General features: G+C 70.7%; 20 protein-coding genes, 1 tRNA gene and 1 pseudogene. 15 read left to right on the forward strand and 7 right to left on the reverse strand.

Annotation, left to right across the window (positions count from 1 at the left end):
- Positions 1 to 7: 7 nt before the first annotated feature.
- Both AB0I66_RS28585 and AB0I66_RS28590 read right to left on the reverse strand, forming a co-directional pair.
- Positions 8 to 781: a glucose 1-dehydrogenase gene (locus AB0I66_RS28585; RefSeq protein ID WP_363210825.1), complete on the reverse strand. Its 774-nt coding sequence runs from the start codon at positions 779 to 781 to the stop codon at positions 8 to 10.
- Positions 778 to 1,404: a helix-turn-helix domain-containing protein gene (locus tag AB0I66_RS28590; RefSeq protein ID WP_363210826.1), complete on the reverse strand. Its 627-nt coding sequence runs from the start codon at positions 1,402 to 1,404 to the stop codon at positions 778 to 780. Before AB0I66_RS28590 ends, AB0I66_RS28585 begins: the two co-directional genes overlap by 4 nt.
- Positions 1,405 to 1,532: 128 nt before the next feature.
- Here AB0I66_RS28590 and AB0I66_RS28595 point away from each other — a divergent pair, with 128 nt between their 5' ends.
- The 5 genes from AB0I66_RS28595 to AB0I66_RS28615 all read left to right on the forward strand — a co-directional run bounded on the left by AB0I66_RS28595 (position 1,533) and on the right by AB0I66_RS28615 (position 7,381).
- Positions 1,533 to 3,188: an FAD-binding dehydrogenase gene (locus AB0I66_RS28595; RefSeq protein ID WP_363210827.1), complete on the forward strand. Its 1,656-nt coding sequence runs from the start codon at positions 1,533 to 1,535 to the stop codon at positions 3,186 to 3,188.
- A gap of 211 nt (positions 3,189 to 3,399) precedes the next feature.
- Positions 3,400 to 4,359 (forward strand): hypothetical protein, encoded by a 960-nt coding sequence (locus tag AB0I66_RS28600; RefSeq protein ID WP_363210828.1) that lies wholly within the window; start codon positions 3,400 to 3,402, stop codon positions 4,357 to 4,359.
- A 41-nt stretch (positions 4,360 to 4,400) separates the two neighbouring features.
- Positions 4,401 to 5,969, forward strand: coding sequence for an APC family permease (locus AB0I66_RS28605; protein ID WP_363210829.1), 1,569 nt, complete (start codon positions 4,401 to 4,403; stop codon positions 5,967 to 5,969).
- 172 nt (positions 5,970 to 6,141) lie between these two features.
- Positions 6,142 to 6,807: a molybdopterin-dependent oxidoreductase gene (locus tag AB0I66_RS28610; protein WP_363211139.1), complete on the forward strand. Its 666-nt coding sequence runs from the start codon at positions 6,142 to 6,144 to the stop codon at positions 6,805 to 6,807.
- Positions 6,779 to 7,381, forward strand: coding sequence for a cytochrome b/b6 domain-containing protein (locus tag AB0I66_RS28615; RefSeq protein ID WP_363210830.1), 603 nt, complete (start codon positions 6,779 to 6,781; stop codon positions 7,379 to 7,381). Before AB0I66_RS28610 ends, AB0I66_RS28615 begins: the two co-directional genes overlap by 29 nt.
- Positions 7,382 to 7,444: 63 nt before the next feature.
- Here the strand turns inward: AB0I66_RS28615 and AB0I66_RS28620 are convergent, their stop codons facing one another.
- Both AB0I66_RS28620 and AB0I66_RS28625 read right to left on the reverse strand, forming a co-directional pair.
- On the reverse strand, positions 7,445 to 8,842 hold the full coding sequence (locus AB0I66_RS28620) for a gluconate:H+ symporter (protein ID WP_363210831.1): 1,398 nt from the start codon (positions 8,840 to 8,842) through the stop codon (positions 7,445 to 7,447).
- 83 nt (positions 8,843 to 8,925) lie between these two features.
- Complete coding sequence (locus tag AB0I66_RS28625; protein ID WP_363210832.1) at positions 8,926 to 9,435, reverse strand: gluconokinase; 510 nt, start codon at positions 9,433 to 9,435, stop codon at positions 8,926 to 8,928.
- Positions 9,436 to 9,624: 189 nt separating this feature from the next.
- Here AB0I66_RS28625 and AB0I66_RS28630 point away from each other — a divergent pair, with 189 nt between their 5' ends.
- Together AB0I66_RS28630 and AB0I66_RS28635 are read left to right on the forward strand one after the other, a co-directional pair.
- Positions 9,625 to 10,326 (forward strand): FCD domain-containing protein, encoded by a 702-nt coding sequence (locus AB0I66_RS28630; protein WP_363210833.1) that lies wholly within the window; start codon positions 9,625 to 9,627, stop codon positions 10,324 to 10,326.
- A 64-nt stretch (positions 10,327 to 10,390) separates the two neighbouring features.
- Positions 10,391 to 10,792 (forward strand): YchJ family protein, encoded by a 402-nt coding sequence (locus AB0I66_RS28635; RefSeq protein ID WP_363210834.1) that lies wholly within the window; start codon positions 10,391 to 10,393, stop codon positions 10,790 to 10,792.
- 24 nt (positions 10,793 to 10,816) lie between these two features.
- On the opposite strand, the gene AB0I66_RS28640 is transcribed toward AB0I66_RS28635, so the two are convergent.
- On the reverse strand, positions 10,817 to 12,097 hold the full coding sequence (locus tag AB0I66_RS28640; RefSeq protein ID WP_363210835.1) for a lipase family protein: 1,281 nt from the start codon (positions 12,095 to 12,097) through the stop codon (positions 10,817 to 10,819).
- 394 nt (positions 12,098 to 12,491) lie between these two features.
- Between AB0I66_RS28640 and AB0I66_RS28645 the strand changes: the two genes are divergently transcribed.
- From AB0I66_RS28645 to AB0I66_RS28660, 4 genes and pseudogenes are all read left to right on the forward strand, one after another.
- Positions 12,492 to 15,371, forward strand: coding sequence for a peroxidase family protein (locus tag AB0I66_RS28645; protein WP_363210836.1), 2,880 nt, complete (start codon positions 12,492 to 12,494; stop codon positions 15,369 to 15,371).
- Entirely contained in the window at positions 15,358 to 16,770 is a 1,413-nt protein-coding gene (locus AB0I66_RS28650) for a hypothetical protein (protein WP_363210837.1), read from the forward strand. Before AB0I66_RS28645 ends, AB0I66_RS28650 begins: the two co-directional genes overlap by 14 nt.
- Before the next feature lie 60 nt (positions 16,771 to 16,830).
- Positions 16,831 to 17,673, forward strand: coding sequence for a YhjD/YihY/BrkB family envelope integrity protein (locus AB0I66_RS28655; RefSeq protein ID WP_363210838.1), 843 nt, complete (start codon positions 16,831 to 16,833; stop codon positions 17,671 to 17,673).
- Between the two features lie 520 nt (positions 17,674 to 18,193).
- Positions 18,194 to 18,430 (forward strand): annotated as a pseudogene (locus AB0I66_RS28660) (M23 family metallopeptidase); the annotation flags it as partial.
- Between the two features lie 199 nt (positions 18,431 to 18,629).
- Here AB0I66_RS28660 and AB0I66_RS28665 read toward each other — a convergent pair.
- Positions 18,630 to 18,717 (reverse strand) — tRNA-Leu (locus tag AB0I66_RS28665).
- Between the two features lie 181 nt (positions 18,718 to 18,898).
- On the opposite strand from AB0I66_RS28665, the gene AB0I66_RS28670 reads away from it, so the two are divergent.
- The 3 genes from AB0I66_RS28670 (at position 18,899) to AB0I66_RS28680 (ending at position 21,549) form a co-directional block, all read left to right on the forward strand.
- Positions 18,899 to 20,251 carry a M20/M25/M40 family metallo-hydrolase gene (locus AB0I66_RS28670; RefSeq protein WP_363210839.1) on the forward strand — a complete coding sequence of 451 codons (1,353 nt, stop codon included), beginning with the start codon at positions 18,899 to 18,901 and terminating at the stop codon, positions 20,249 to 20,251.
- A 147-nt stretch (positions 20,252 to 20,398) separates the two neighbouring features.
- Complete coding sequence (chpH, locus tag AB0I66_RS28675; RefSeq protein ID WP_363210840.1) at positions 20,399 to 20,632, forward strand: chaplin ChpH; 234 nt, start codon at positions 20,399 to 20,401, stop codon at positions 20,630 to 20,632.
- A gap of 140 nt (positions 20,633 to 20,772) precedes the next feature.
- Entirely contained in the window at positions 20,773 to 21,549 is a 777-nt protein-coding gene (locus AB0I66_RS28680) for a chaplin family protein (protein ID WP_363210841.1), read from the forward strand.
- Positions 21,550 to 21,636: 87 nt separating this feature from the next.
- On the opposite strand, the gene AB0I66_RS28685 is transcribed toward AB0I66_RS28680, so the two are convergent.
- Positions 21,637 to 21,825 carry a DUF5703 family protein gene (locus AB0I66_RS28685; RefSeq protein WP_363210842.1) on the reverse strand — a complete coding sequence of 63 codons (189 nt, stop codon included), beginning with the start codon at positions 21,823 to 21,825 and terminating at the stop codon, positions 21,637 to 21,639.
- 47 nt (positions 21,826 to 21,872) lie between these two features.
- Between AB0I66_RS28685 and AB0I66_RS28690 the strand changes: the two genes are divergently transcribed.
- On the forward strand, positions 21,873 to 22,631 hold the full coding sequence (locus tag AB0I66_RS28690; RefSeq protein WP_363210843.1) for a hypothetical protein: 759 nt from the start codon (positions 21,873 to 21,875) through the stop codon (positions 22,629 to 22,631).
- The last annotated feature ends 19 nt before the right edge of the window (positions 22,632 to 22,650 follow it).

Genomic DNA, 22,650 nt, shown 5'->3' on the forward strand with positions numbered 1-22,650 from the left:
GCCGCCCTCACTGCCCCATGACGTACTTGACGGTGGGGCCCGCGGTCCAGCCGCCGTCGACGGCGAGCTCGGCGCCGGTCACGTACGAGGCGGCGTCGGAGAGCAGGAAGACCATGGCGCCCGCGATCTCGTGCGGCTCGCCGACGCGGCCCATCGGGGTGTTGGGGTACTTGCCCTCGCCCCGCTCGATGCCCACCTGCGCGGTCATCGGGGTGTACGTCATGCCCGGGTGGACGGAGTTGACGCGGATGCGGGCGGTGCCGAGCTCCACGGCGCCGATCTTGGTGAGCCCGCGGACGCCCCACTTGGACGCGCCGTAACCGGCGGTGAGCGCCAGGCCCATGAGTCCGGCCGCCGACGAGATGTTGACGATGGAGCCGCCGCCGGCCTCCTTCATGGCCGGGACGACGCTCTTCATGCCGATGAAGACGCCGGTGAGATTGATGTCGAGGACCTTGCGGAAGTGCTCGACCGACTCCGACTCCAGGAACTGGCCCGTGGAGATGCCGGCGTTGTTGACCAGGCCGTGCACCCCGCCGAACTCGCCGACCGCGAGGGCCACGACGCGCTGCCAGTCCTCTTCCGATGTCACGTCGTGGTGCGCGAAGCGGGCGCGCTCGCCGAGTTCGGCGGCCGTGACCTCGCCCTCCTTGTCGAGGACGTCGGTCAGGACGACATTGGCACCGGCGGCGACCGCCTGGCGTGCGGCCTCGGCGCCGAGGCCGCGGGCGGCTCCGGTGATCACGACGGTCTTGCCGGTGAGGTCGTGCGTTGCGCTCATGGTTCCCTCCGCGGGACGGGGGCCCGAAGCAGGGCCGTGGTGGTCTCGACGAGATCCGCGAGGAAGAGCGGTTCGTCGGTCAGGGGGGTGGTGCCCGCCAGGTACTGGCCCGCGCGGTCGGCCATGGCGGCGCCGATCAGGGTGAGCGCCAGGTCGAGGCGCTCCAGCCGCAGCGGCTCGGGAAGGCCGGTGAGGCAGTCCTCCGCGCGGCCGATCAGGTCCCAGTAGACGGTGCCGTCGAGGGTCGGGTGCGGGGTGCGGGTGCGGACGCCGCTCTCGTGGCTGAGCTGGGCCGAGACGCGCAGGCAGCGGCGGCCGCGTTCCGAGCGGAGCTCGGTCGCCTCCGCGTGCACCAAAGCCGTGAGCAGCCCCCGGAGTCCGTCCGCCGCCTGGTCCAGCTCGGCGGTGAGCATCTTCTCCGTACGGGACTGGCGCTCGGCCATGACGGCGTCCAGGAGGCCCGCGCGGCTGCCGAAGTGGTACTGCACGGCGGACGGGTTGCTCTGCCCCGCGAGCCGCACGATGTCCCGCAGCTGCGCGCCGTGCACGCCTTGCGCGGCGAACACTTCCTCGCCCGCGCGGATCAGCTTCTCGCGGGTCTCGGGTCCTGAGGTCCTGGCCATGAAGGCATTGTAATGCTGGCCATTATTAAAAGCGAGGCGCTGTTCCAGGAGCCAGACGGTTGACGCCGCTCCCGCGGTTACTCAGGATCTGACTCACCAGTAAGCCCCTGCTTAGGAGGAACCCCCGGATGGCCTACGACGCAGACGTCATCGTGATCGGCGCGGGCCTCGCCGGCCTCGCCGCCACCGCGGAACTCGTCGACGCGGGCCGCCGGGTCATCCTCGTCGACCAGGAGCCCGAGCAGTCGCTCGGCGGCCAGGCGCACTGGTCCTTCGGCGGGCTCTTCTTCGTCGACTCCCCGGAGCAGCGCAGGCTCCGCATCAAGGACTCCCGCGCCCTGGCCCTCCAGGACTGGATGGGCACCGCCGCCTTCGACCGCCCCGAGGACCACTGGCCCCGCAAATGGGCCGAGGCGTACGTCGACTTCGCCGCGGGCGAGAAGCGGCCCTGGCTCTACGGGCAGGGCGTGCGGTTCTTCCCCGTGGTGGGCTGGGCCGAGCGCGGCGGCTATGACGCGCAGGGCCACGGCAACTCCGTGCCGCGCTTCCACATCACCTGGGGCACGGGTCCCGGCCTCGTCGCCCCCTTCGAGCGCCGGGTCCGCGAGGGCGTCGCCCGCGGCCTCGTCCAGCTCAAGTTCCGCCACCGGGTCTCCGCCTTGTCCCGCAGCGCGGGCAGCGTCGACACCGTGAGCGGCGAGGTCCTCGAACCCTCCGACGCCGAGCGCGGCACGGCCAGCAGCCGTGAGGTCACCGGCTCCTTCGAGTTCCGGGCCCAGGCGGTGATCGTCACCTCCGGTGGCATCGGCGGCAACCACGACCTCGTGCGCGCCAACTGGCCCGAGCGCCTCGGCACCCCGCCGGAGCGGATGGTCTCCGGCGTGCCCGCGCACGTCGACGGCCGGATGCTCGGCATCACCGAGGACGCGGGCGCGCGGCTCATCAACCGCGACCGCATGTGGCACTACACCGAGGGCATCCAGAACTGGAACCCCATCTGGGACAACCACGGCATCCGCATCCTGCCGGGTCCCTCCTCGCTCTGGCTGGACGCGCGCGGCGACCGGCTTCCCGTGCCGCTCTTCCCCGGCTTCGACACCCTCGGCACGCTCGAACACATCATGAAGTCGGGGTACGAATACACCTGGTTCGTGCTCAACCAGCGCATCATCGGCAAGGAGTTCACGCTCAGCGGCTCCGAGCAGAACCCCGACCTCACCGGCAAGTCCGTGCGCGGCGTCATCGACCGGGCGCGCGCCGACGTGGCCGCCCCGGTGAAGGCGTTCATGGACAACGGCGCCGACTTCGTCGTGGAGAAGGACCTCTCCTCCCTGGTGCGCGGCATGAACGCGCTCACCAAGGAACCCCTCATCGACGAGGCCGCGCTGCGCCGCACCGTCACCGCGCGCGACCGCGAGATCGCCAACCCCTTCACCAAGGACCTCCAGGTCACCGCGATCCACGGCGCCCGCAAATTCCTCGGCGACCGGCTCATCAGGGCCGCCGCCCCGCACCGCATCCTCGACCCCAAGGCGGGCCCGCTCGTCGCGGTGCGGCTGAACATCCTCACCCGCAAGACCCTCGGCGGCCTGGAGACCGACCTGTCCTCGCGCGTCCTGGCCCAGGGCGGCGAACCGCTCCCCGGTGTGTACGCGGCGGGGGAGGCGGCCGGTTTCGGCGGCGGGGGAGTGCACGGCTACCGCTCGCTCGAAGGCACGTTCCTCGGCGGCTGCCTCTTCTCGGGGCGCACCGCGGGCCGGGCGGCGGCCAAGTCGGTTGGCTGAACGCCGCGTTCGTCGTGCCGTGACGTGATCGTCGCCGCTTGTCCGAATCGTGTCCTGTCGGTCAACTCCGCAGGTGAGGGGTGAAGTCTTAAGGTTCTGAAACGAGTTGGTGAAGGGGCCCGGGTAAGGCAGACCTTGACTGGAGGGCTGCCTACCGCTTTGCTGTGCGTGATCATCCGTACGCGAGCCGCGCCGGGGAGGAAGTCCCGCGGTGTCACCACCCCCACCCCCCTTGGGCCGTTCCCGCAAGCGAGCGGCCTACGCCTTCGACCCCGCACTCGACGACGCCGAACTCGTGGACGCCCGCACCGCCCTGGCCCAGGGCCGCTGGACCGAGGTCCGCGCGCTGCTCGCCGCCACCGGCGACGACTGGGACCGCAGGGGCCACCGGTTCGACGTACTCGCGCAGGAGCCCACCACCACCGCCTGGGCCCGTGACTGGCGGCTCGCCGAGCCCGAGAGCACCGATGTCCTCGTGCTGCTCGCCCATGCCTCCGTGCACCTCGCGCTGCGCGGCAAGGGGCGCTCCGAGAAGGCGCGGGACGCCTGCCGCGAAGTGGCCGCGCTGCTGCCGGCCGACCCCACGCCGTGGCTCGCGCTGCTCACCCTGGAGCGTTCACTCGGCCGCGAGGAGGACGTCGTCCGGCTCTTCGACGAGGTCCGCCACCGGCACCCCGAGCACCACCACGCCCACCACCTGATGGTGGCCAGGCTCGCCGAGCGGCGCCCCGCCGCGGGCCAGGACCCGCTGCACGAGGTGTACGACTTCGCTGCCTGGGCGGCCGAACAGGCGCCCGCGGACTCGCCGTTGGCGGTCCTGCCGGTCATCGCGCACGCCGAGCGCTACCGCGTGCTCGCCGCCGCGGGCAGCGAGCCCGTGAACCCGGCGGCCTCCGAGCACTGGACGGGACGCCGGGCCCGACAGGTCATGAAGGCCGCCTTCGACTGGTGGCTGGAGTGGCAGATGCCCACGGCCGGGGCCCACCCGCGCGGCCTCGTCGACCTCAACTTCCTCGCCCACGCCAAGTTCTGCGAGGGCCGGGCGGCCGAGGCGGCCGCCCTCTTCCACCGCATCGGGCGGCACGCGACCCGAGCCCCCTGGTCGTACCCGGACCGGGACCCGTACAAGGCGTTCACCGCCGCGCGCGGCGCCGCGCTCGGCTCCGCCTGACCCACCGCACCAACCGGCCCACCCGAAAGGACAACCGCGCCATGGCGACGGGCAGTTCGAGCAGCACGAGCGACACGCGACCCGCGAGCAGAGCCGCCGACGGCAGCGGGATCAGCACGTACAAGGGTCAGGAGACGGCACTGCGCGCCGGCCGCCTCGGGACGGCGGGTCTCCTCCTGTCCGTGCTCGCGGCGACCGGACCGCTGATGGTCGTCGCCGGTGTCATGCCCACCACATACGGCGTGATGGGCGTGGTCGGACAGCCGCTGCTCTTCCTCATCCTCGGCGTGGTCCTCGGCCTGTTCAGCTTCGGCTACGCCGAGATGAGCCGCCACGTCCACAACGCCGGCGCCTTCTACGCGTACATATCGAGGGGCCTCGGCGGAACCGCGGGCGCGGGCGCCTCGCTGGTCGCGCTCGTCGCCTACAGCGTCCTTCAGGCGGGGCTCTACGGCCTCCTCGGCTTCGAGGTGTCCGGGCTGCTCAACACGTACTTCGACGTCGAAGTGGCCTGGTGGATACCGGCGCTCGTCACCGTGGCCGTCGTCGCCGTGCTCGCCTGGCTGAAGATCGACCTGAACGCGCGCGTCCTCGGCGTGCTGCTGCTCATCGAGGTGGCGCTCGTCGTCATCTTCGACATCGCGGCCATCGCGGACCCGGCCAAGGAAGGCCTGTCCCTGCACGCCTTCAACCCCGACACCCTCACGGGCGCGGGCGTCGCCACCTCGCTCTGCTTCTGCATCGCCGCCTTCACCGGCTTCGAGCAGGCCCCCGTGTACGCGGAGGAGACCGACCGCCCGCAGGTCGTCGTCGCCCGCGTGATGTTCTTCGCGGTCGGCTTCGTCGCGATCTTCTTCGCGATCAGCTCCTGGGCGCTCTCGGTCGCCGCGGGCCCCTCCGGCATCGTCCCGGCCGCGCAGGAACAGAGCGCGGGGCTGCTCTTCGGGCTCACCGAGTCCCGGCTCGGCGGCACCTTCACCGACGTACTCCACGTCCTGTTCGTGACGGGCATGTTCGCGGCGATCCTCTCCTTCCACAACGTGGTCGCGCGCTACGCCTTCGCCATGGGCCGCGAGGGTCTGCTGCCCGCCGCGTTCGGCAGGACCAACACCTCCACCGGCGCCCCCGGCACCGGCTCGCTGCTCCAGACGGTCATCTCCGTGCTGGTCGTCGTGGCCTTCGCGGTCACCGACGACGGCCCGTTCGGCGACCCGACCGCGCCGGTCCTGCACCTGTTCACCTGGGGCGGAAACATCGGCGCCCTCGGCGTCATCCTCCTGATGGCCACGGCGTCCGTCGCGGTCATCGTCTTCTTCGTGCGACGCGGCGCCGCGCGCGCCCAGGCCTGGCGCATCACCGCATCCGCGCTCGCCGCGGTCGGCCTGCTCGTCATCGCGGGTTACACCGTCAAGGACTTCGACGTCCTGGTCGGCGCGGACTCCGGTTCGGCGCTCAGCTGGGTGCTGCCCGGCATCATCCTGCTCGCCGCCCTCATCGGCGTGCTCTACGGCCTGTACCTGCGCTCGGCCAAGCCGGAGGCGCACGCACGGATCGGCCTGGGCAACGAGGCGTTCCAGCTGGAGAAGGCGGCGAAGACGCCGGGCGAGTAGCCGGGCGAGCAAAAAGGCCCGCTGAATGTGACGGAACGCTGACGGACACCCGCGGCCCCTGTACCCCGGGGGCCGCGGGTGCTCGAATCGAAGGGTGACCAGCTCCCCTCAGCACCCGCCCGAAGAGGACCACGCAGGCGGCGCGCCGGTCGGCCGCCGTCTGGTCCTGGGCATGCTCGGCCTCGGCGCCCTGGGCGTGGCCGCCGCGCCACCGCTCCAGCGAGGCCTGGAGGCATTCCTCGGCGCCGCCTCCGACAAGGACCCCACGGGCCTGACGGACCTGCTCCCGAACGGCGGCGGCTTCCGCTACTACTCGGTCGCCGCGTCCGTCCCGCACAAGAACGCGTCGACGTACCGCCTGAAGATCGACGGCCTGGTGGACCGCGAGGCCGACTACACCCTGGCCGAACTGCGCGCCCTGCCGCAGACGCGCCTGGTGCGTGACGTCCAGTGCGTGACGGGCTGGCGGGTGCCGGGCACACCGTTCGAGGGCGTACGTCTCTCCCGCCTGCTCGACGCGGCAGGCGTACGCCCCACCGCCCGCGCCGTCCGCTTCACCTGCTTCGACGGCACGTACAGCGAGAGCCTGACCCTGAAGCAGGCCCGGCGGGCGGACGTCATGGTGGCGCTGCGCATGCAGGACAAGGACCTGGGCCACACCCACGGCGGCCCGGCCCGCCTCTACGTCGCCCCGATGTACTTCTACAAGTCCGCGAAGTGGCTCTCCGGGATCACGCTCACGGACGAGGTGAAGCCGGGCTACTGGGAGAAGCGGGGCTACGACGTCGACGCGTGGGTGGGTGATTCGAATGGCAGGGACGACGAGCCCACGGCCTGAAGTGACGGCACGGGTACGGAGGTTCAGCCCGGCGCAGCGGTGGGTGCACCGGGTGACGGCCTTCCTGATGGGGGTCTGCGTCGCGACCGCGGCCTGCCTCTACATCCCACAGCTGGCCGAACTCGTGGGGCGCCGCGCACTGGTGGTGACCGTCCACGAATGGTCGGGGCTGCTGCTCCCGGCCCCGTTCCTGGCGGGCCTCGCCTCCCGCGCCTTCCGCGGCGACCTGCGCCTCCTGAACCGCTTCGGCCCGTACGACAGGGCCTGGCTGCGGCGTCGCACCCGGCGGGCGGGCAAGTTCAACGCGGGCCAGAAGCTGTACGCGGGCTGGCTGGCGGGGGCGGTCCTGGTGATGCTGGGCACGGGCCTGCTGATGTGGTTCACGGACCTCGCCCCCCTGACCTGGCGCACGGGAAGCACGTTCGTCCACGACTGGCTGGCCCTCGCACTAGGCGTGGTGATCGCCGGCCACGTGGGGATGGCGTGGGCGGACCCGGAGGCGAGACGCGGGATGCGGACCGGGTCGGTGGACGTGGAGTGGGCGGAGCGGAAGCATGCGCTGTGGCGCAGGTGACAAGAACGCCGGACGGGCTGGATGTTCCGGCCCGTCCGGCGTTTGAGGACGCTCTGACCCCGGCTAAATCACAAGGGACAGCAGAAGAACAAACCCGCCCGCGACCACGGAGATGATCGTCTCCATCACGGACCACGTCTTGATCGTCTGCCCGACACTCATCCCGAAGTACTCCTTCACCAGCCAGAACCCCGCATCGTTCACATGCGAGAAGAAGAGCGACCCCGCTCCGATGGCCAGCACGAGCAGCGCCGTATGCGTGTCGGACATGTTCGCGGCCAGCGGTGCCACGAGGCCCGCGGCCGAGATGGTGGCGACGGTCGCCGAACCCGTGGCGAGGCGGATCACCACGGCGATCAGCCACGCGAGCAGCAGTGCCGGGATCGACCAGTCCTCGGAGATCTCCAGGACCATCTTGCCGACACCCGAGTCGATGAGGGTCTGCTTGAAGCCACCTCCCGCACCGACGATCATCAGCACACCGGCGATCGGCGCGAGCGACTTCTCGACGGTGGTCGAGAGCTGCCCCTTGGTGAACCCGGCCGCACGGCCCAGCGTGAACATGCCCACGATGACCGCCGCGAGCAGCGCGATCAGCGGCGAGCCGACGACGTCGAAGACGCGCTGAACCGTGTGCTCGGGGTTGTCGACGATGATGTCGACCAGGGCCTTGGCCAGCATCATCACGACGGGCAGCAGCACGGTCGCGACCGTCACGCCGAACCCGGGACGCTTCTCCAGGTCCTCCGAAGGACGCTGCGGCGTCATCTTCTCGGGGACGGGGACGTCCACCCACTTCGCCGCGTACTTCGAGAAGACCGGACCGGCGATGATCACCGTCGGGATGGCGACGAGCACGCCGAGCGCGAGGGTGATGCCGAGGTTCGCGTCCACCGCGTCGATCGCGACCAGCGGGCCGGGGTGCGGCGGGATGAGCCCGTGCATCACGGACAGACCGGCCAGGGCCGGGATGCCGATCCGCATCAGCGAGTAGTTGCCGCGCTTGGCGACCATCAGGACGACCGGGATCAGCAGCACGATGCCGACCTCGAAGAAGAGCGGAAGCCCGATCACCGAGGCGATCAGGACCATCGCCCACGGCATGGAGCGCCCGCCCGCCTTGGCGAGGATCGTGTCGACGATCTGGTCCGCGCCGCCGGAGTCGGCGAGCAGCTTGCCGAGGATCGCGCCGAGCGCGATCAGCACACCCACACCCGCGACCGTCGAGCCGAGACCTGCGGTGAAGCTGGCGATCGCCTTGTCCAGCGGGGCGCCCGCGAAGGCGCCGAGGGCGAGCGAACCGATGGTCAGGGCCAGGAACGCGTGCAGCTTGAACTTCGTGATGAGCAGGACGATGACGGCGATGCCCGCGAGGACGGCGATACCCAGCTGGGCATGGCCAGCGGAGGTGATCGGCTCGACGGCGTCCGCTGCCAGCATCTCAACGCTGAGACTGGTCACGGTGTCTTCCTTGTACGTCAGGGGAGGGGGGTGCGGGGGAACAGGGACTACGGGGCTACGGGGACTACGGGGGACTGCTGGGACTACTGGTCGAGCGCGCCAAGGGCCTGGAAGGCGCGCTCGCTGATCTCGTCCGGACTGCCGGTGACGTCGACGGCGACGCCCGCCTCGTCCGCGCCGAGCGGCTGCAGCGTGGCGAACTGCGAGTCGAGCAGGGCTGTCGGCATGAAGTGGCCCTGGCGGTGGGACATGCGGTCCTCGATGAGGGCGCGGTCGCCGGTGAGGTGCACGAAGACGACGCCGGGAGCGGCAGCCCGCAGCCGGTCGCGATAGCTGCGCTTCAGCGCCGAGCTGCTGACCACACCGCCGAGTCCGGCCCTGCCGTGGGCCCAGGCGCCGATGGCATCGAGCCACGGCCAGCGGTCGTCGTCGGTCAGCGGGGTCCCGGCCGACATCTTGGCGATGTTCGCCGGGGGGTGGAAGTCGTCGCCCTCGGCGTAGGGAACGCCGAGCTGTGCCGCGAGCAGGGGGCCGATCGTTGTCTTGCCGGTTCCTGCAACGCCCATCACTACGACGACGTGGGGGGTGCTCATCGCTGTGCTGCCTCGCTGTCTTCTTCGACATCGGTCCGAAACGAGCCATCGGTCCGGAACGAGCCACGGGACGGGGGAGACCCATGGCTCGTTCACGTCACTGAAACCCATTAGGTCTGACAAATTCAAGAGGCTGTGACACAAAAGTCTGACTTTTTGTTCCCGCGGGTCCCCACATACCCTGACGACATGACCGATCAGGCCCGTGGGCTGCACGCTCGCGTACTGGAAAGCCTCGGGCCCGCCATCACCGGTGGCGAGTACCCGCCGGGCAGCGTGTTGCGCACGGACGAGCTGGCCCAGCGCTTCGAGGTGTCACGCTCCGTCGTGCGCGAGGCCGTGCGAGTCCTGGAGTCGATGCACCTGGTCGAGTCCCGGCGCCGGGTCGGCGTGACGGTGCGGCCCACCGCGGAGTGGAACGTCTACGACCCCCAGGTCATCCGGTGGCGTCTGGCCGGCGCCGACCGGCCCCGCCAGCTGCGCTCCCTCACGGTCCTGCGCTCGGCGATCGAACCCGCCGCCGCGGCGCTCGCCGCCCAGCACGCCACTCCCGAGCAGTGCGCGGCCCTCACCGAATGCGCCCTCGGCATGGTCGCCACCTCGCGGGGCCAGCAGCTGGAGGGCTATCTCTTCCACGACATCAACTTCCACCGCATCGTCCTGAACGCGTCGGGCAACGAGATGTTCGCCCGCCTCGGTGATGTCGTCGCGGAGGTCCTCGCGGGCCGCACCCACCACCAGGTCATGTTCGAGGACCCGGACCCGGCCGCCGTCACCCTGCACGTCAGGCTCGCGGAGGCGGTGCGGGAAGGCGATCCGGCGCGCGCGGAGGAGCTGACGCGGGAGATCGCGGTGGGCGCGCTGCACGAGCTGGACATCCTCGCGCCCTAAGGCCCTGCCGAAGGATCTCCGGCCCTGCCGAAGGATCTCCGTGGCGTCGGGGACAATGGTCCGCATGTCCCGACGCGCCCCCAGCACCCCGTCCTGCCCCTGCGGCCGCCCTCAGCCGTACGAGAAGTGCTGCGGACGGCTGCACCAGGGCGAGGCCGTGGCCGCCGTCCCTGAGGAGCTGATGCGCTCCCGGTACTGCGCCTTCGCCGTCCGAAACGAGGCGTACCTCCTGCGCACCTGGCACCCCCGCACCCGGCCGCCCCGCGTCGAGTTCGACCCGGGCCTGCGGTGGGTCGGCCTGGAGATCCTGGACACGGCCGACGGAACCGCGTTCCACACCACCGGCACGGTCGAGTTCCGGGCCCGCTACACCGACGAGGGCCGCCCCGACGCCCTGCACGAGCGCAGCCGCTTCGAGCGCGTCGACGGGGTGTGGGTCTACGTCGACGGAGCCTTCATCGACTAGGTCCCCCGGGCGTCTGCCGCCGCCTCACAGGACGTCGCCGTACTCGCTCATGACCCCCGGCGGAGCCAGCGCGTTCACGTAGTGCCCCGGCCCGTGGTCCTCGAAGGAGTACGTGAACGGGATCGTGCGGGTCAGCGCGAGGCGCGTCGCGAAGAACGCGAGGGGCGCCACCACCGCCAGCCCGGCAAGGCTGTCCATCTGCGGGTAGTGCGGCGCAGGTTCGCGCACCTCGACCCAGCCGGCCTCCCGGCGCGGCCCCCGCGCGAGGCCCTCCACGGCCCGCCCCACCGCCCTCGCCCGCTGCCCCGCCATGGCGCGCAGCCGGCCCCCGAGCAGATCGCCGGGCAGGGCGAGCGCCTCGGTCAGCGCGTCCGCCACCAGCGAGAAGGCGCCGTCGGCCACGCCACGCCGCCCCCGGTAGTGGAACTCGCGGCCGAAGGGTGCGTACGGCCCGACCGGGCGCGGCGGCAGCGCGGGCACGACGTCGCGGTCATAGATGTACCGGATGAGCCGGTCACGCAGTACGTGCACGCCCCGCGGGTCGCGGGCCTCGTGGCAGGCGCGGGCCAGCTCCGGGCCGCCCAGCATGGGCTGGCCGAAGGTGTAGACGGCCCTCAGGCGTTCGGCGACGGCGGCGTAACGCGGCTCGTGGGTCAGCACGACGCCCATCAGCGCCGCCATCGCACCGCCCAGACTGTGCCCGGTGATGTAGAGCGCCTCCATCCCGCCGCCCACCGCGCCCTGCTCCTCGGGGTCGACCGACTCGCCGCGCAGCGCCCGCTCCAGGGCCTGCATGACCAGGTACCGCGATGCCCGCATGTTGCGGTAGAAGCCCGCGTGGACGTCGTACCGCTCGTCGCCGAGGGCCACCCGGAGCGTCTCGGGACGTACGTCGGCGTCGGTGAGGATGCTGATGATGTCCTCCGGCTGGGTGCCGCGATAGCAGAGGATCACCACCCGCCGGTCCTTGTCCTGAAGCAGGTACGCCGCCGAGGCGATGTACATGGCGCCCACCCGCTGCTCGAAGACCCGGCAGCGGTTCTCCTCCAGACCCAGCCGCGCCATGATCATGGCGAGCGTCTCCGGGTCGGCGTCCTCGGCGGTGCCGGCGTACGAGTACGCCGCGCACGTCGCGAGCGCGTGCGGGACCACGCCCTCCGGATCGGGCTGCGACTTGTCCGCCACCAGCCGTTCCACCAGGTCCGGATAGACCGGGAAGCCCGGCCCGGGGCCGGTGTCCGCACCGGCCTTGAACGGGCGGCGCAGATCGCTGAAGGACGGAGCGCGGACGTGGTGGTCGCGCATGGTTTCCCCCGGAACGAGCGGCGACGGCAACGGAGTTGCGAGCACACCACCGGCCCGGTCCGCAGTCAACTCGCGCGCGCCCGGGCCCAGCCGACCCGTCACGGACCGGCCACCGGCGCGCCCCGCTCCTGGGGTTGCTGTGAGAGAAGACCCCAGAGGGACAGCCGGACGATCACCCGCGCCGCCTCGCACGGCCACCTGCGGGCGCCCGACAGGCCCAAATACCGCCGCCCGTCTGCCTGTTCGAGGTCAGGGCCGGGCCCCGCACATAGGCGGGAACCCGCGCTGCGGCCGTCCGGCGCCGCCAGTAGCGTCCTAGAGCCCTGTCCTCGGACAGGGCTCTAGGCCCTGACCCAGCCCCGTCCCGTAAGCCTGCGTGCGAAGGAATCGCCTGATGGCCGACACCGGACAGTACGAGCAGACCTACGAGCGATACGTGGGCGGCAGCCCCGAGGCGGAGCACCGCCTCTTCGAGCGCCTGGCCCACGAGATCATGAAGGTCCAGGCGAAGAACCGGCGTACAAGTGACGCCGGTTCGCTCGCGCGCACCCAGCACGCGAAACCCGCGCTCGGCGTGGAGAACGCCCGCCTCACCTTCCACGCGGACCTCCCCGAAGCCCTGCGCGGCGGTTTCGCCCAGCCGGGCGCCGAGTACGCGGCGACCGTGCGGCTCTCCAACGCCAGTGGCACCCGGCAGCCCGACGCCGTGGCCGATCTGCGCGGCGTGGCCGTGCGCGTGACGGTGTCGGACGAGGAGAGCCATGACCTGCTTGCCACCAACTTCCCGGTGTCGCACGCCCGCGACGCCCGCGAGTTCGTGGCCTTCGCCAAGGCCATGGCGGGCGCCGACAGCACGCTCCAGAAGGCCTTCGGCCTCTTCGTGAAGCTGCCGCTCGCCGTCGGCTTCTCCACCGCGACCCGGATGCGGCGCAACATCCAGGCCGCCACCCGGCACAAGGTCAACAGCCTCGCCAAGGAGACGTACTGGAGCCGCGGCGCCATCCTCTGGGGCGAGGCGGGCCCCGTCCGCTACCTCCTGCGTCCCGTCATGGGCAGCGCCCCCGACCCCAAGCCCGAGCGCCGCGACCCGGGCTTCCTGCACCGGGAGCTCGCGCACCGCCTCATCACGTCGGACGTCGTCTTCGACCTGTGCGTCCAGCGGTACGTGGACGAGCAGCGCACGCCCATCGAGGACGGCTCGGTGGAGTGGAAGGACAACGTCGCGCCCCCGGTGCCCGTCGCCCGCCTCACCGTGCCACGCCAGGACCTGGCCGGCGCAGACGCTCAGGCGGCGGCCGGCCGGGTCGAGGAGCTCGCCTTCAACCCCTGGTACACGACCGACGAGTTCCGCCCCCTCGGCAATCTCAACCGCGCCCGCAAGGCCGCGTACGAAGCGAGCGTGGCCCACCGTCAGGGCCTGCGCTTCGTCACCGGGGAGCCGCTGCGCAACACCGTCCTCGGCATTCCCGTCGGCCGGTTCTTCGGCGCGCTCAACCGGTATGTGCCGTGGTACAGGCTGCCGTTGGAGGCGAGCCTGCTGAACCTGGTCTACCTGCGCAAGGTGCTCCGGCGCCTCAACCTCATCGACACCGACGTCCACGAGGCGCCGCCGAAGGCCGTCCGGGTGCCGCAGCCGGCCGACGAACGGCTGCGCACGGCCCGGTCGTACGACGGGACGTACAACGACCTCTCCGCGCCCAAGATGGGATCCGTGGGCGCGGCCTTCGGCCGCAACCTGAAGCCCGACTACCGGCCCGACCTCTTCGACACCCCGAACCCGGTCACCGTCAGCCGCACGCTCCTGCAACGCGACACCTTCGTGCCCGCGACCTCGCTCAACATCCTGGCCGCCGCCTGGATCCAGTTCCAGGTGCACGACTGGGTCAACCACGGCCGCTACCCGACGGGCACCAAGTCGGTCGAGGTCCCGCTGCCGCCCGGCAGCACCTGGCACAACACCCCCGGCGGGCCGCCCGAGAACGTCATGCGCTTCGCCGAGAACGAGGGCATCCAGCTCCCCGGCGACCAGCCGCCGATCCTCTTCGCCAACACGGCGTCCCACTGGTGGGACGGTTCCGAGGTGTACGGCGCGGACGAGCAGACCGCGAGGTTCCTGCGCGAGGCCGACGGCAGCGCCGACCTGCGCCTGGAGGACGGCCACCTGCCCACCGGCGGCCAGAACGGCATCCCGCTCACCGGCTTCAACGAGAGCTGGTGGCTCGGCCTCAGCGCCATGCACACGCTCTTCGCCCGCGAACACAACGCGGTCTGCGCCGCCCTGCGCCGGGAGTACCCGGCGATGAGCGAGGACAGCGTCTACCACACGGCGCGTCTTGTCGTCTCCGCCCTCATCGCCAAGATCCACACGGTGGAGTGGACCCCGGCGATCCTCGCCACCGAGGCCATCGACCTCGGCCTGCACACCAACTGGGAGGGCCCGCCCGCCAATTGGCTCAACAAGCTGGGCCTGTGGCTCCTGGAATCCCACTCGCTGACCGGCATCCCCAAGACGCTGCCGGACCACCACGCGGCGCCGTACTCCCTCACCGAGGACTTCGTCACCGTCTACCGGATGCACCCGCTGATCCCCGACGACTACGTGATGCGCGAGCACCACTTCGGGCAGCGCCTGGAGAGCCTGACGTTCCAGGACATCCAAGGCGGCGCGGCGGAGGCCGCCATCCGCAAGACGGGTCTGGCCGACACCCTCTACTCGCTGGGCATCGCCCACCCGGGCGCGATCACCCTGAACAACTTCCCGCGCGCGCTGCAGCGCTTCGAGCGCGACGGCGAGATCATCGACCTGTCGGTCGTCGACCTCGTCCGCACCCGCAGGCGGGGCGTGCCGCGCTACAACGACTTCCGGGCGGGCCTGCACAAGCCGCGCATCCGCCGCTTCGAGGACCTGAGCCAGGACCCCGAGACCGTGGCGCGCCTCAAGGACGTCTACAGCTCGGTCGACGAGATCGACACGGTGGTCGGCCTGTTCGCCGAGAACCCGCCGACCGGCTTCGGCTTCAGCGACACGGCCTTCCGCATCTTCATCCTGATGGCCACCCGGCGCCTCCAGAGCGACCGCTTCCTGACCGTCGACTACCGCCCCGAGATCTACACGCCGCTCGGCATCGAATGGGTCGAGAAAAGCGGCATGAAGTCCGTGATCCAGCGCCACGCGCCGGACCTCGCGGGTCTGCTGCCCCGTGACGCCAGCGCGTTCGCACCGTGGCGGCAGGTCAAGCCGGTGCGGGACGGAGGCAGCGATGCCAACGGGTGAGGCCGGGCCCGACAGCCGGGCGAACGGCCACCACCCCGGGCTCGCCGACCTCTTCGTACGCCCCCTTCTGGAGACGGTCTGGCGCCGCCGCACCCACCGGGTGAGCCGCGGCGCCACCGTCCCCGCGGGGTCGATGAGTTACGTCTCCAAGGACACCCCCCAGCCCCTGACCGAGCTGGAGGAGGCGGTCCTGATCGCCCTCACCGGCTGTACGGGGCTGACCATGCCCGACCGCCCCTTCGAGGACCCGCGCGACGGCAAACCGATCATGGCGAAGCCGAACCTGACCATGGCGGGGCGCACCGCGGGCAGCCCCGACAACGCGCAGGGCACGCACTTCTTCCTGATCAACGACACGGGCACGTACTACCTGCGGAAGCTGCCGCCGGCGCCCGAGGAACCCTTCGACGACGCGACACTGACCGCCCGTGCGCGGGAGACCAAGGTCAAGGTCCTCGGTCACCGTCTCGACGTGGCGGAGGGCCTGCGGGACTTCCCCGCCTACCTCGACTCGAACCGTTTCCTGTCGAACCTGCCGGGCACGACGGTCCTCTTCCCGGTGGTCGACCTCTCCCACCAGTACATCAACGCCCTGATGTACCTGCTCACGCAGCCGGACGGGGCGCGGCCCACCCTGGTGGACGACCGGAACTTCTACCGGCCCGCGGGCGTACAGAAGTGGATCAAGAACGGTTTCCTGAACGAGAAGCTGAAGCTCCCGCTGGGTGCCCTCGGCCCGCTGCGCACCCAGATCGAGGCCGACCTGCTGCTGCAGAACCTGATGCTGGTGGCGGAGGCGATGGGCCTCGGCGCCTGGATCCACGCGTCCATCAACCCCCAAATAGCCCTGGGGGACCCGAAGTTCTCCCGCGCCTACGGCAGGATGCTCGGCTTCACCTTCGTCACCCCGCGCTGGCGTCCGGCCGACATCTGGCGCTGGCACATCCCGCTCCCCAAGTACGCGAACGTCCGCTCGCACCCGGTGGGCCTGAAGGGGCCGGACGGGGAGCAGCTGATCTCCGCGATGTGCCCGCCCGCGTTCGCGTCGATGTCCGACGCGGTGGACGCGGTGATCCGCGAGAAGTTCGGCCCCGGGGGCGTCTACGGCGACAAGGACGTCTTCACCCGCATCTACCGGGAGGACTACGGCCAGCGCTATCTCGCCGAGGCCAGTGAGTACGAGGAGCGGGTGATCGAGTGCGCCCGCGACATCTGCACGTACATCCTGCGCACCCACCGCCGCTTCCCCGCGCACACGGACGCGATCCACGTCCCGGGGGTCTGGCTGCAGGCCCACCACGTGGAGAACGAGTATTACGACAAGTACTTCACGCAGGGCCTCACCCCGGCACACCGCCGCCACGGGGATCTGTGGGACGGAGCCGTGGACGCCGGGTGAGGTGCTCGTTCGGCGGTATGGCGGGCTGGCTTCGGGGGGATTGCGGGTATTCGATCCGACATGCCCTCAGCACCCGATATGCCGCCGGGCGACGGACGTCGACCCCTGCGCTTCCACCGCCGTCTGCCGGCGTCCTCGTCGTTCGCCGGGCTCGCCTGGAACCGAGGGCGCGAGATGGAGCTGATGCACCGTGCCATGGGCTTCGCGGCGCTGAGCTTCCTCACGCTTGTGCCGCTGCTGGTCGTGGTCGCCGCGGCCGACCTCGCCAGGGGAGAAGGGTTCGCGCGGTGGCTGGTGCAGGGGCTCGGGGTGTCCGAGGTGCCGGAGGAGGCGATCAAGCAGCTCTTCGGTGTGCCGGGGCGGGCGCTGCAACGGACCACGGCGCTGGGCCTCGCCGCGCTGGCCGCGTTCGGCGTGACCTTCGGCTCCGCCGTCCAGACCGGCTACGAACGGGCGTGGGACCTGCCGTCGGCGCGCTGGCACACCATGTGGCGGCACGTCGTCTGGCTGGCCGGCCTGGTCTTCGTCCTGCTGCTCTTCGTCACCATGCCCGCGCCGGAGGAGTCGTCCGCCGCCGAGACCGCTCTCGTCACCGTCGGCGACACCATCGGCGTGTTCCTCTTCTTCTGGTGGTCCCAGCGACTGCTGCTCTGCGGCCGCGTCCGCTGGCGGGCCCTGGCCCCCGGTGCCGCGCTGACCGCCCTCGGGCTCCTGGGCCTACGCGTCTTCTCGCAGTTCGTCTTCTCCCCCCTGATCGCGTCGAACGCGGTGACGTACGGCCCGTTCGGCACCGTACTGATCCTGCAGTCCTGGCTGGTGGGCGTGGGCTTCGTCGTCTACGGCGGAGCCCTGACGGGCCGCCTCGTCCACGAACGGCGACTACAGCGCGGACTGCCGTCATGACACCGTGACAGGATGCGGGCGCCGTTCGAACCGACACACCTGCGAAGAGGTGCACATGCTCGTGATGCTGTGGAAGCGCTACGGCCTGATATTCGCCGCCGGTGCCTTGTGCATCGTGGTGAACTCCCAAGGGCTCGGCCCGCTCTGGTTCACCGGCCTGGCGCTGGTGATCGTCAGTCAGATCATGCGCGTGACACTCATCCGCACCCAACGCCCGCCCCTGGACCGCGAGCCGTTGCTCCTGCGCATGCCGGTCGCCGGGCGCTGGAAGGCGCTCAACGGCCCGGCCACGAAGGTTCCCAGCCACACCCACAGCCACGCGCAGACCTACGCCATCGACCTGATGCACGTCCCCGAAGCAACCGGCGACGGCGTCACGCCGCAGGCTCCGCCCTTCCGCCGGCTCTGGCCGCTCGCCCGGCGCCCCCGCCTCTACCCCACCTACGGCATGCCCGTGCTGGCCCCCGCCGACGGCGTCGTCGTCGCGACCGGGCGCCGTCAGCGCGACCACCTGTCGCGCATGTCGCTGCCCGCCTTCCTCTACCTCTACCTGGAGGGCTTCATCCGCAGTCTCGGCTGGCCGAGCCACCTCTTGGGGAACCACATCATCCTGGACATGGGGGACGGCGTGTACGCGGCCTTCGCGCACCTGAGGCGCGGCTCGCTGCGCGTGGCTGTGGGAGACCGGGTGGCGGCCGGCCAGGAGCTCGCCGAATGCGGCAACTCCGGCAACTCCTCCGAGCCCCACCTGCACTTCCAGCTGATGGACGGCCCCGATGTGATGACGGCGCGAGGTGTGCCGTTCGCCTGGCACTACCGCGACGACGAGGGCATGGAGCACACCGGCGTGCCCGAGGACAGCACGCACTGTGTCCCGGCCGGACCGCTGCCGGTGACCGGCAACGCAAAAGCGCCGGTCGGGATCTCTCCCGACCAGCGCGTTTGTGGTCAATCTCTGGTGTCCGAGGGGGGACTTGAACCCCCACGCCCGATAAAGGGCACTAGCACCTCAAGCTAGCGCGTCTGCCATTCCGCCACCCGGACCGGTGGTCTCTCGCGGTTTCCCGCGGCGACGTGGAAAACCATAGCAAACATTCGGGGGCCTCCGATCACACAGGTCAGCAGCGTGAACGGCGCATGACGGCGGGTGCCCGGTCTTGGGTGTCGGAGGGGGAACGCGGGAGGATGAGGGGGACCACCAGCAGCGATAGCGGAAGGAACCATCGTGAGCGAGCCGAGCAGGGCCGACAGGGCGGGCGACGCGGACCGGTCGCGGACCGTCACCGGTGAGGACGAGGTCGTCGATCTCTGCCGCGATCTCATCCGCATCGACACGAGCAACTACGGCGACCACTCGGGCCCGGGCGAGCGCAAGGCCGCCGAGTACGTCGCGGAGAAGCTCGCCGAGGTGGGCTTGGAACCGCAGATCTTCGAGTCGCACCCCGGCCGCGCCTCCACGGTGGCCCGTATCGAGGGCGAGGACCGCTCCCGGCCCGCGCTGCTCATCCACGGCCACACCGACGTCGTGCCGGCCAATGCCCAGGACTGGCGGCACCACCCCTTCTCCGGGGAGATCGCGGACGGCTGTGTATGGGGCCGCGGCGCCGTCGACATGAAGGACATGGACGCGATGACCCTCGCGGTCGTACGCGAGCGCATGCGGACCGGGCGCAAGCCCCCGCGCGACATCGTGCTGTCCTTCATGGCCGACGAGGAGGCCGGCGGCACGTACGGCGCCCGCTACCTCGTGGACAACCACCCGGAGCTCTTCGAGGGCGTCACCGAGGCCATCAGTGAGGTCGGCGGCTTCTCCTTCCAGGTCAACGAGGACCTGCGGCTCTACCTCATCGAGACGGCCCAGAAGGGCATGCACTGGATGAAGCTGACCGTGGACGGCACCGCGGGCCACGGTTCGATGATCCACAAGGACAACGCCATCACGGAACTCTCGGAGGCCGTGGGTCGGTTGGGACGCCACAAGTTCCCGGTGCGGGTCACCAAGACGCTGCGGCACTTCCTGGACGAGCTCGGCGACGCGCTCGGCACCGAGCTCGACCCCGAGAACATGGACGAGACGCTCGCCAAGCTCGGCGGCATCGCCAAGCTCATCGGCGCCTCCCTGCAGAACACCGCCAACCCGACCCAGCTGGGCGCGGGCTACAAGGTCAACGTCATCCCGGGCCAGGCGACGGCGCATGTCGACGGCCGCTTCCTGCCGGGGTACGAGGAGGAGTTCCTCGCCGACCTGGACCGGCTGCTCGGCCCGAACGTCAAGCGCACGGACGTGCACGCGGACAAGGCCCTGGAGACCACCTTCGACGGCGCGCTCGTCGACGCCATGCAGACGGCGCTCCAGGCCGAGGACCCGATCGCCCGCGCCGTTCCGTACATGCTCTCGGCGGGCACCGACGCCAAGTCCTTCGACGACCTCGGCATCCGCGGCTTCGGCTTCGCGCCGCTGAAGCTGCCGCCGGAGCTGGACTTCGCGGGCATGTTCCACGGCGTGGACGAGCGGGTTCCGGTGGACGGGCTCAAGTTCGGGGTGCGCGTGCTCGACCGGTTCATCGACGCGTCCTGAACTCCGGCGTTTCTCCAATAATCGTCAGCGCGTGCGTACTTGACTGAAAAGAGTGAAAGCAACCATAGGCTCGTAGCCCCATTACCTCCTGCTCGTTACAGGTGGTGCGGTCCGCGGCTGGGATCGCATTGCCAACAAGGAGGAATAATGCTGAAGAAGATCGTCGCTGCTGCGGCTGCCACTGGTGGTCTCGTGCTCGCTGGTGCGGGTATCGCTGCTGCCGACGCCGGCGCCCAGGGTGCCGCCGTGGGGTCTCCCGGTGTGCTCTCGGGCAACGTCGTCCAGGCGCCCATCCACGTTCCGGTGAACGTCTGTGGCAACACGGTCTCCGTGATCGGGCTCCTGAACCCCGCCTTCGGCAACACCTGCGCCAACGTCTGACGTTGTTGTGCCTCACCCCATGAGGGTCTGAGTCTGTCGGCCCCGGAGTGCGAGCCATGCACTCCGGGGCCTTCCGGCATTCGGTGTGCGCGCCCCGAGGCGCGTACGCATTCCTGAAGGTCATAAGGCAGGGAAAACCTATGCGACAGGTCACTCGTAAAGGCCTGATCACGGTGGCGGCCGCGACGGGCGTGCTCGCCATCAGCGGTGGATACGCGCAAGCCGACTCGGGCGCCCGCGGGGGAGCATCGGATTCTCCGGGCGTCGCGTCCGGCAACTCGGTCCAGCTCCCGGTCCACGTGCCGCTCAACGTATGCGGCAACAGCGTCAACGTCGTCGGCGTGCTGAACCCCGCGGCGGGCAACAACTGCGTCAACACCTCCGACGGGGGTGGCAGCGGCCACGGCAAGCCCTCGGGCGGTGGCTCGTCGGCGGACGGGCACGCCAGTGACTCGCCCGGCGTGGCCTCGGGCAACGACGTCCAGCTGCCGGTCGACGTGCCGGTGAACGTTTGCGGCAACAGCGTCACCATCGTCGGCCTCGGCAACGCGACCGGCGGCAACGACTGCGTCAACGACTCGGGCGAGGGAACACCGCCGGGCAGCGAGAAGCCGCCCACGAAGCCCGAGCAGCCGCCGGGTGGCCCGGAGAAGCCCGAGACGCCGGGAACACCGGGGACGCCGGAGAATCCGGGCGGACAGGAAGAGCCGGGGGACCCCGGTACGCCCGGTGAGAAGCCGGCGGACGACCGTGCGATGCCGAACCAGCCGGGGGCGCAGACCATCGCGCAGCCCAAGGGCTCGGAGTCGCTCGCCGAGACGGGCAGCGAGCTGCCGGTCGGCGTCGTCCTTCCGGTGGGTGCGGGCCTGCTGCTCGCGGGCACGGTGCTGTACCGCAGGACGCGGGCGAACGCCTGATCAGGGTGCGCGTCGCCCCTTGACGCGGTACGCAGAACGGAGGGTGTCCCGCCTGGGCGGGGCACCCTCCTCGCTCGTTCGCTCAGCTCACCAGGTGGCCCGCAGCTGGCGGATGATCCGCCGCTTCAGCCGCACCCTGCGGCTGCCGTCCGTACGCAGGCTCAGGCGGTCCAACTCCCAGTGCCCGTACTCCGCGTGGTCCGTCAGCAGGCGCGTCGCTTCCTTGCGGGTGACCCCGCGCGGCACATACACGTCGACAAATTCGTATTCCGGCATCGCATCTATTGTGCAAGTACAGGCCCGGTACGGATAGCGTCTGCACTATGTCTGATGCTGCGCAGCCCACCGCTGCCGAGGTACGCGCCGCCGCCGAGGCGGTCAAGACCGCGCTCGACCGTCACCTTGCCGCGGTCGAACGCAGGTCGGGTGAGGACGACCCGGCCGTCTACGAGGCGTTCAACGAGCTGGCCGCCGCGGCCGAGGAGTACGACGAGCTTCTCTACGACCGCCATGACGAGGTCACCCCCTTCGAGATCCCCGGTTCGGACAGCGGAGTGCTGCCGCCGTACCAGGGCCCGGAGGAGGCGAACGCGCTCAGCGTGCTGATCCGCAGGGACTACGCCGTGGCGGAGCCGCAGCGGCTCCTCGCGCAGGCCCAGCGGATCGCGGACCTCGACGAGGGCACGCCGGGTGCGTCCGGCACGTCGGGCGCGAGCCCCGCGGCCGCGGCGGCCGGCAGCAGTGTGCACGCGGCGCTCGGTGTTCTCTTCGGTGAGTTCGAACCGGACGAAATCGCTTCCCGGCACAAGGAGTTCGGCCTGGAGGAGGGCGACTCCACGCTCTGGGTCACCGCGGCGGACGAGCCGCCCGAGCCGGGGGAGTGGCTCGACACCCCCTTCGACCAGGCGGACCCGCACCGGGTCCTGTGCCGCTTCGACGTCAGCGCGGTCTTCGACGACGAACCGGACGACGAAGGGCCCGAGGTCGACGCCGTGGCGGTGCTCGAAGAGCTCGACGACGTCGACGAGGTGGACGTGCTCGACGTCGACGACGACAGAAGACCCCTGGACGCGGACCGCTGACCCTCGTGCCCGCGGGTGC

This window comes from Streptomyces sp. NPDC050439, assembly GCF_040655335.1.
Taxonomy (GTDB): domain Bacteria; phylum Actinomycetota; class Actinomycetes; order Streptomycetales; family Streptomycetaceae; genus Streptomyces.

Excerpts from the sequence above, each read along its gene's own strand:
- AB0I66_RS28585 (WP_363210825.1), bottom strand. The coding sequence starts at position 781 with ATGAGCGCAACGCACGACCTCACCGGCAAGACCGTCGTGATCACCGGA.
- AB0I66_RS28590 (WP_363210826.1), bottom strand. The coding sequence starts at position 1,404 with ATGGCCAGGACCTCAGGACCCGAGACCCGCGAGAAGCTGATCCGCGCG.
- AB0I66_RS28595 (WP_363210827.1), top strand. The coding sequence starts at position 1,533 with ATGGCCTACGACGCAGACGTCATCGTGATCGGCGCGGGCCTCGCCGGC.
- AB0I66_RS28605 (WP_363210829.1), top strand. The coding sequence starts at position 4,401 with ATGGCGACGGGCAGTTCGAGCAGCACGAGCGACACGCGACCCGCGAGC.
- AB0I66_RS28610 (WP_363211139.1), top strand. The coding sequence starts at position 6,142 with ATGCTCGGCCTCGGCGCCCTGGGCGTGGCCGCCGCGCCACCGCTCCAG.
- AB0I66_RS28615 (WP_363210830.1), top strand. The coding sequence starts at position 6,779 with ATGGCAGGGACGACGAGCCCACGGCCTGAAGTGACGGCACGGGTACGG.
- AB0I66_RS28625 (WP_363210832.1), bottom strand. The coding sequence starts at position 9,435 with ATGAGCACCCCCCACGTCGTCGTAGTGATGGGCGTTGCAGGAACCGGC.
- AB0I66_RS28630 (WP_363210833.1), top strand. The coding sequence starts at position 9,625 with ATGACCGATCAGGCCCGTGGGCTGCACGCTCGCGTACTGGAAAGCCTC.
- AB0I66_RS28635 (WP_363210834.1), top strand. The coding sequence starts at position 10,391 with ATGTCCCGACGCGCCCCCAGCACCCCGTCCTGCCCCTGCGGCCGCCCT.
- AB0I66_RS28640 (WP_363210835.1), bottom strand. The coding sequence starts at position 12,097 with ATGCGCGACCACCACGTCCGCGCTCCGTCCTTCAGCGATCTGCGCCGC.
- AB0I66_RS28645 (WP_363210836.1), top strand. The coding sequence starts at position 12,492 with ATGGCCGACACCGGACAGTACGAGCAGACCTACGAGCGATACGTGGGC.
- AB0I66_RS28650 (WP_363210837.1), top strand. The coding sequence starts at position 15,358 with ATGCCAACGGGTGAGGCCGGGCCCGACAGCCGGGCGAACGGCCACCAC.
- AB0I66_RS28655 (WP_363210838.1), top strand. The coding sequence starts at position 16,831 with ATGCCCTCAGCACCCGATATGCCGCCGGGCGACGGACGTCGACCCCTG.
- chpH (WP_363210840.1), top strand. The coding sequence starts at position 20,399 with ATGCTGAAGAAGATCGTCGCTGCTGCGGCTGCCACTGGTGGTCTCGTG.
- AB0I66_RS28680 (WP_363210841.1), top strand. The coding sequence starts at position 20,773 with ATGCGACAGGTCACTCGTAAAGGCCTGATCACGGTGGCGGCCGCGACG.
- AB0I66_RS28685 (WP_363210842.1), bottom strand. The coding sequence starts at position 21,825 with ATGCCGGAATACGAATTTGTCGACGTGTATGTGCCGCGCGGGGTCACC.
- AB0I66_RS28690 (WP_363210843.1), top strand. The coding sequence starts at position 21,873 with ATGTCTGATGCTGCGCAGCCCACCGCTGCCGAGGTACGCGCCGCCGCC.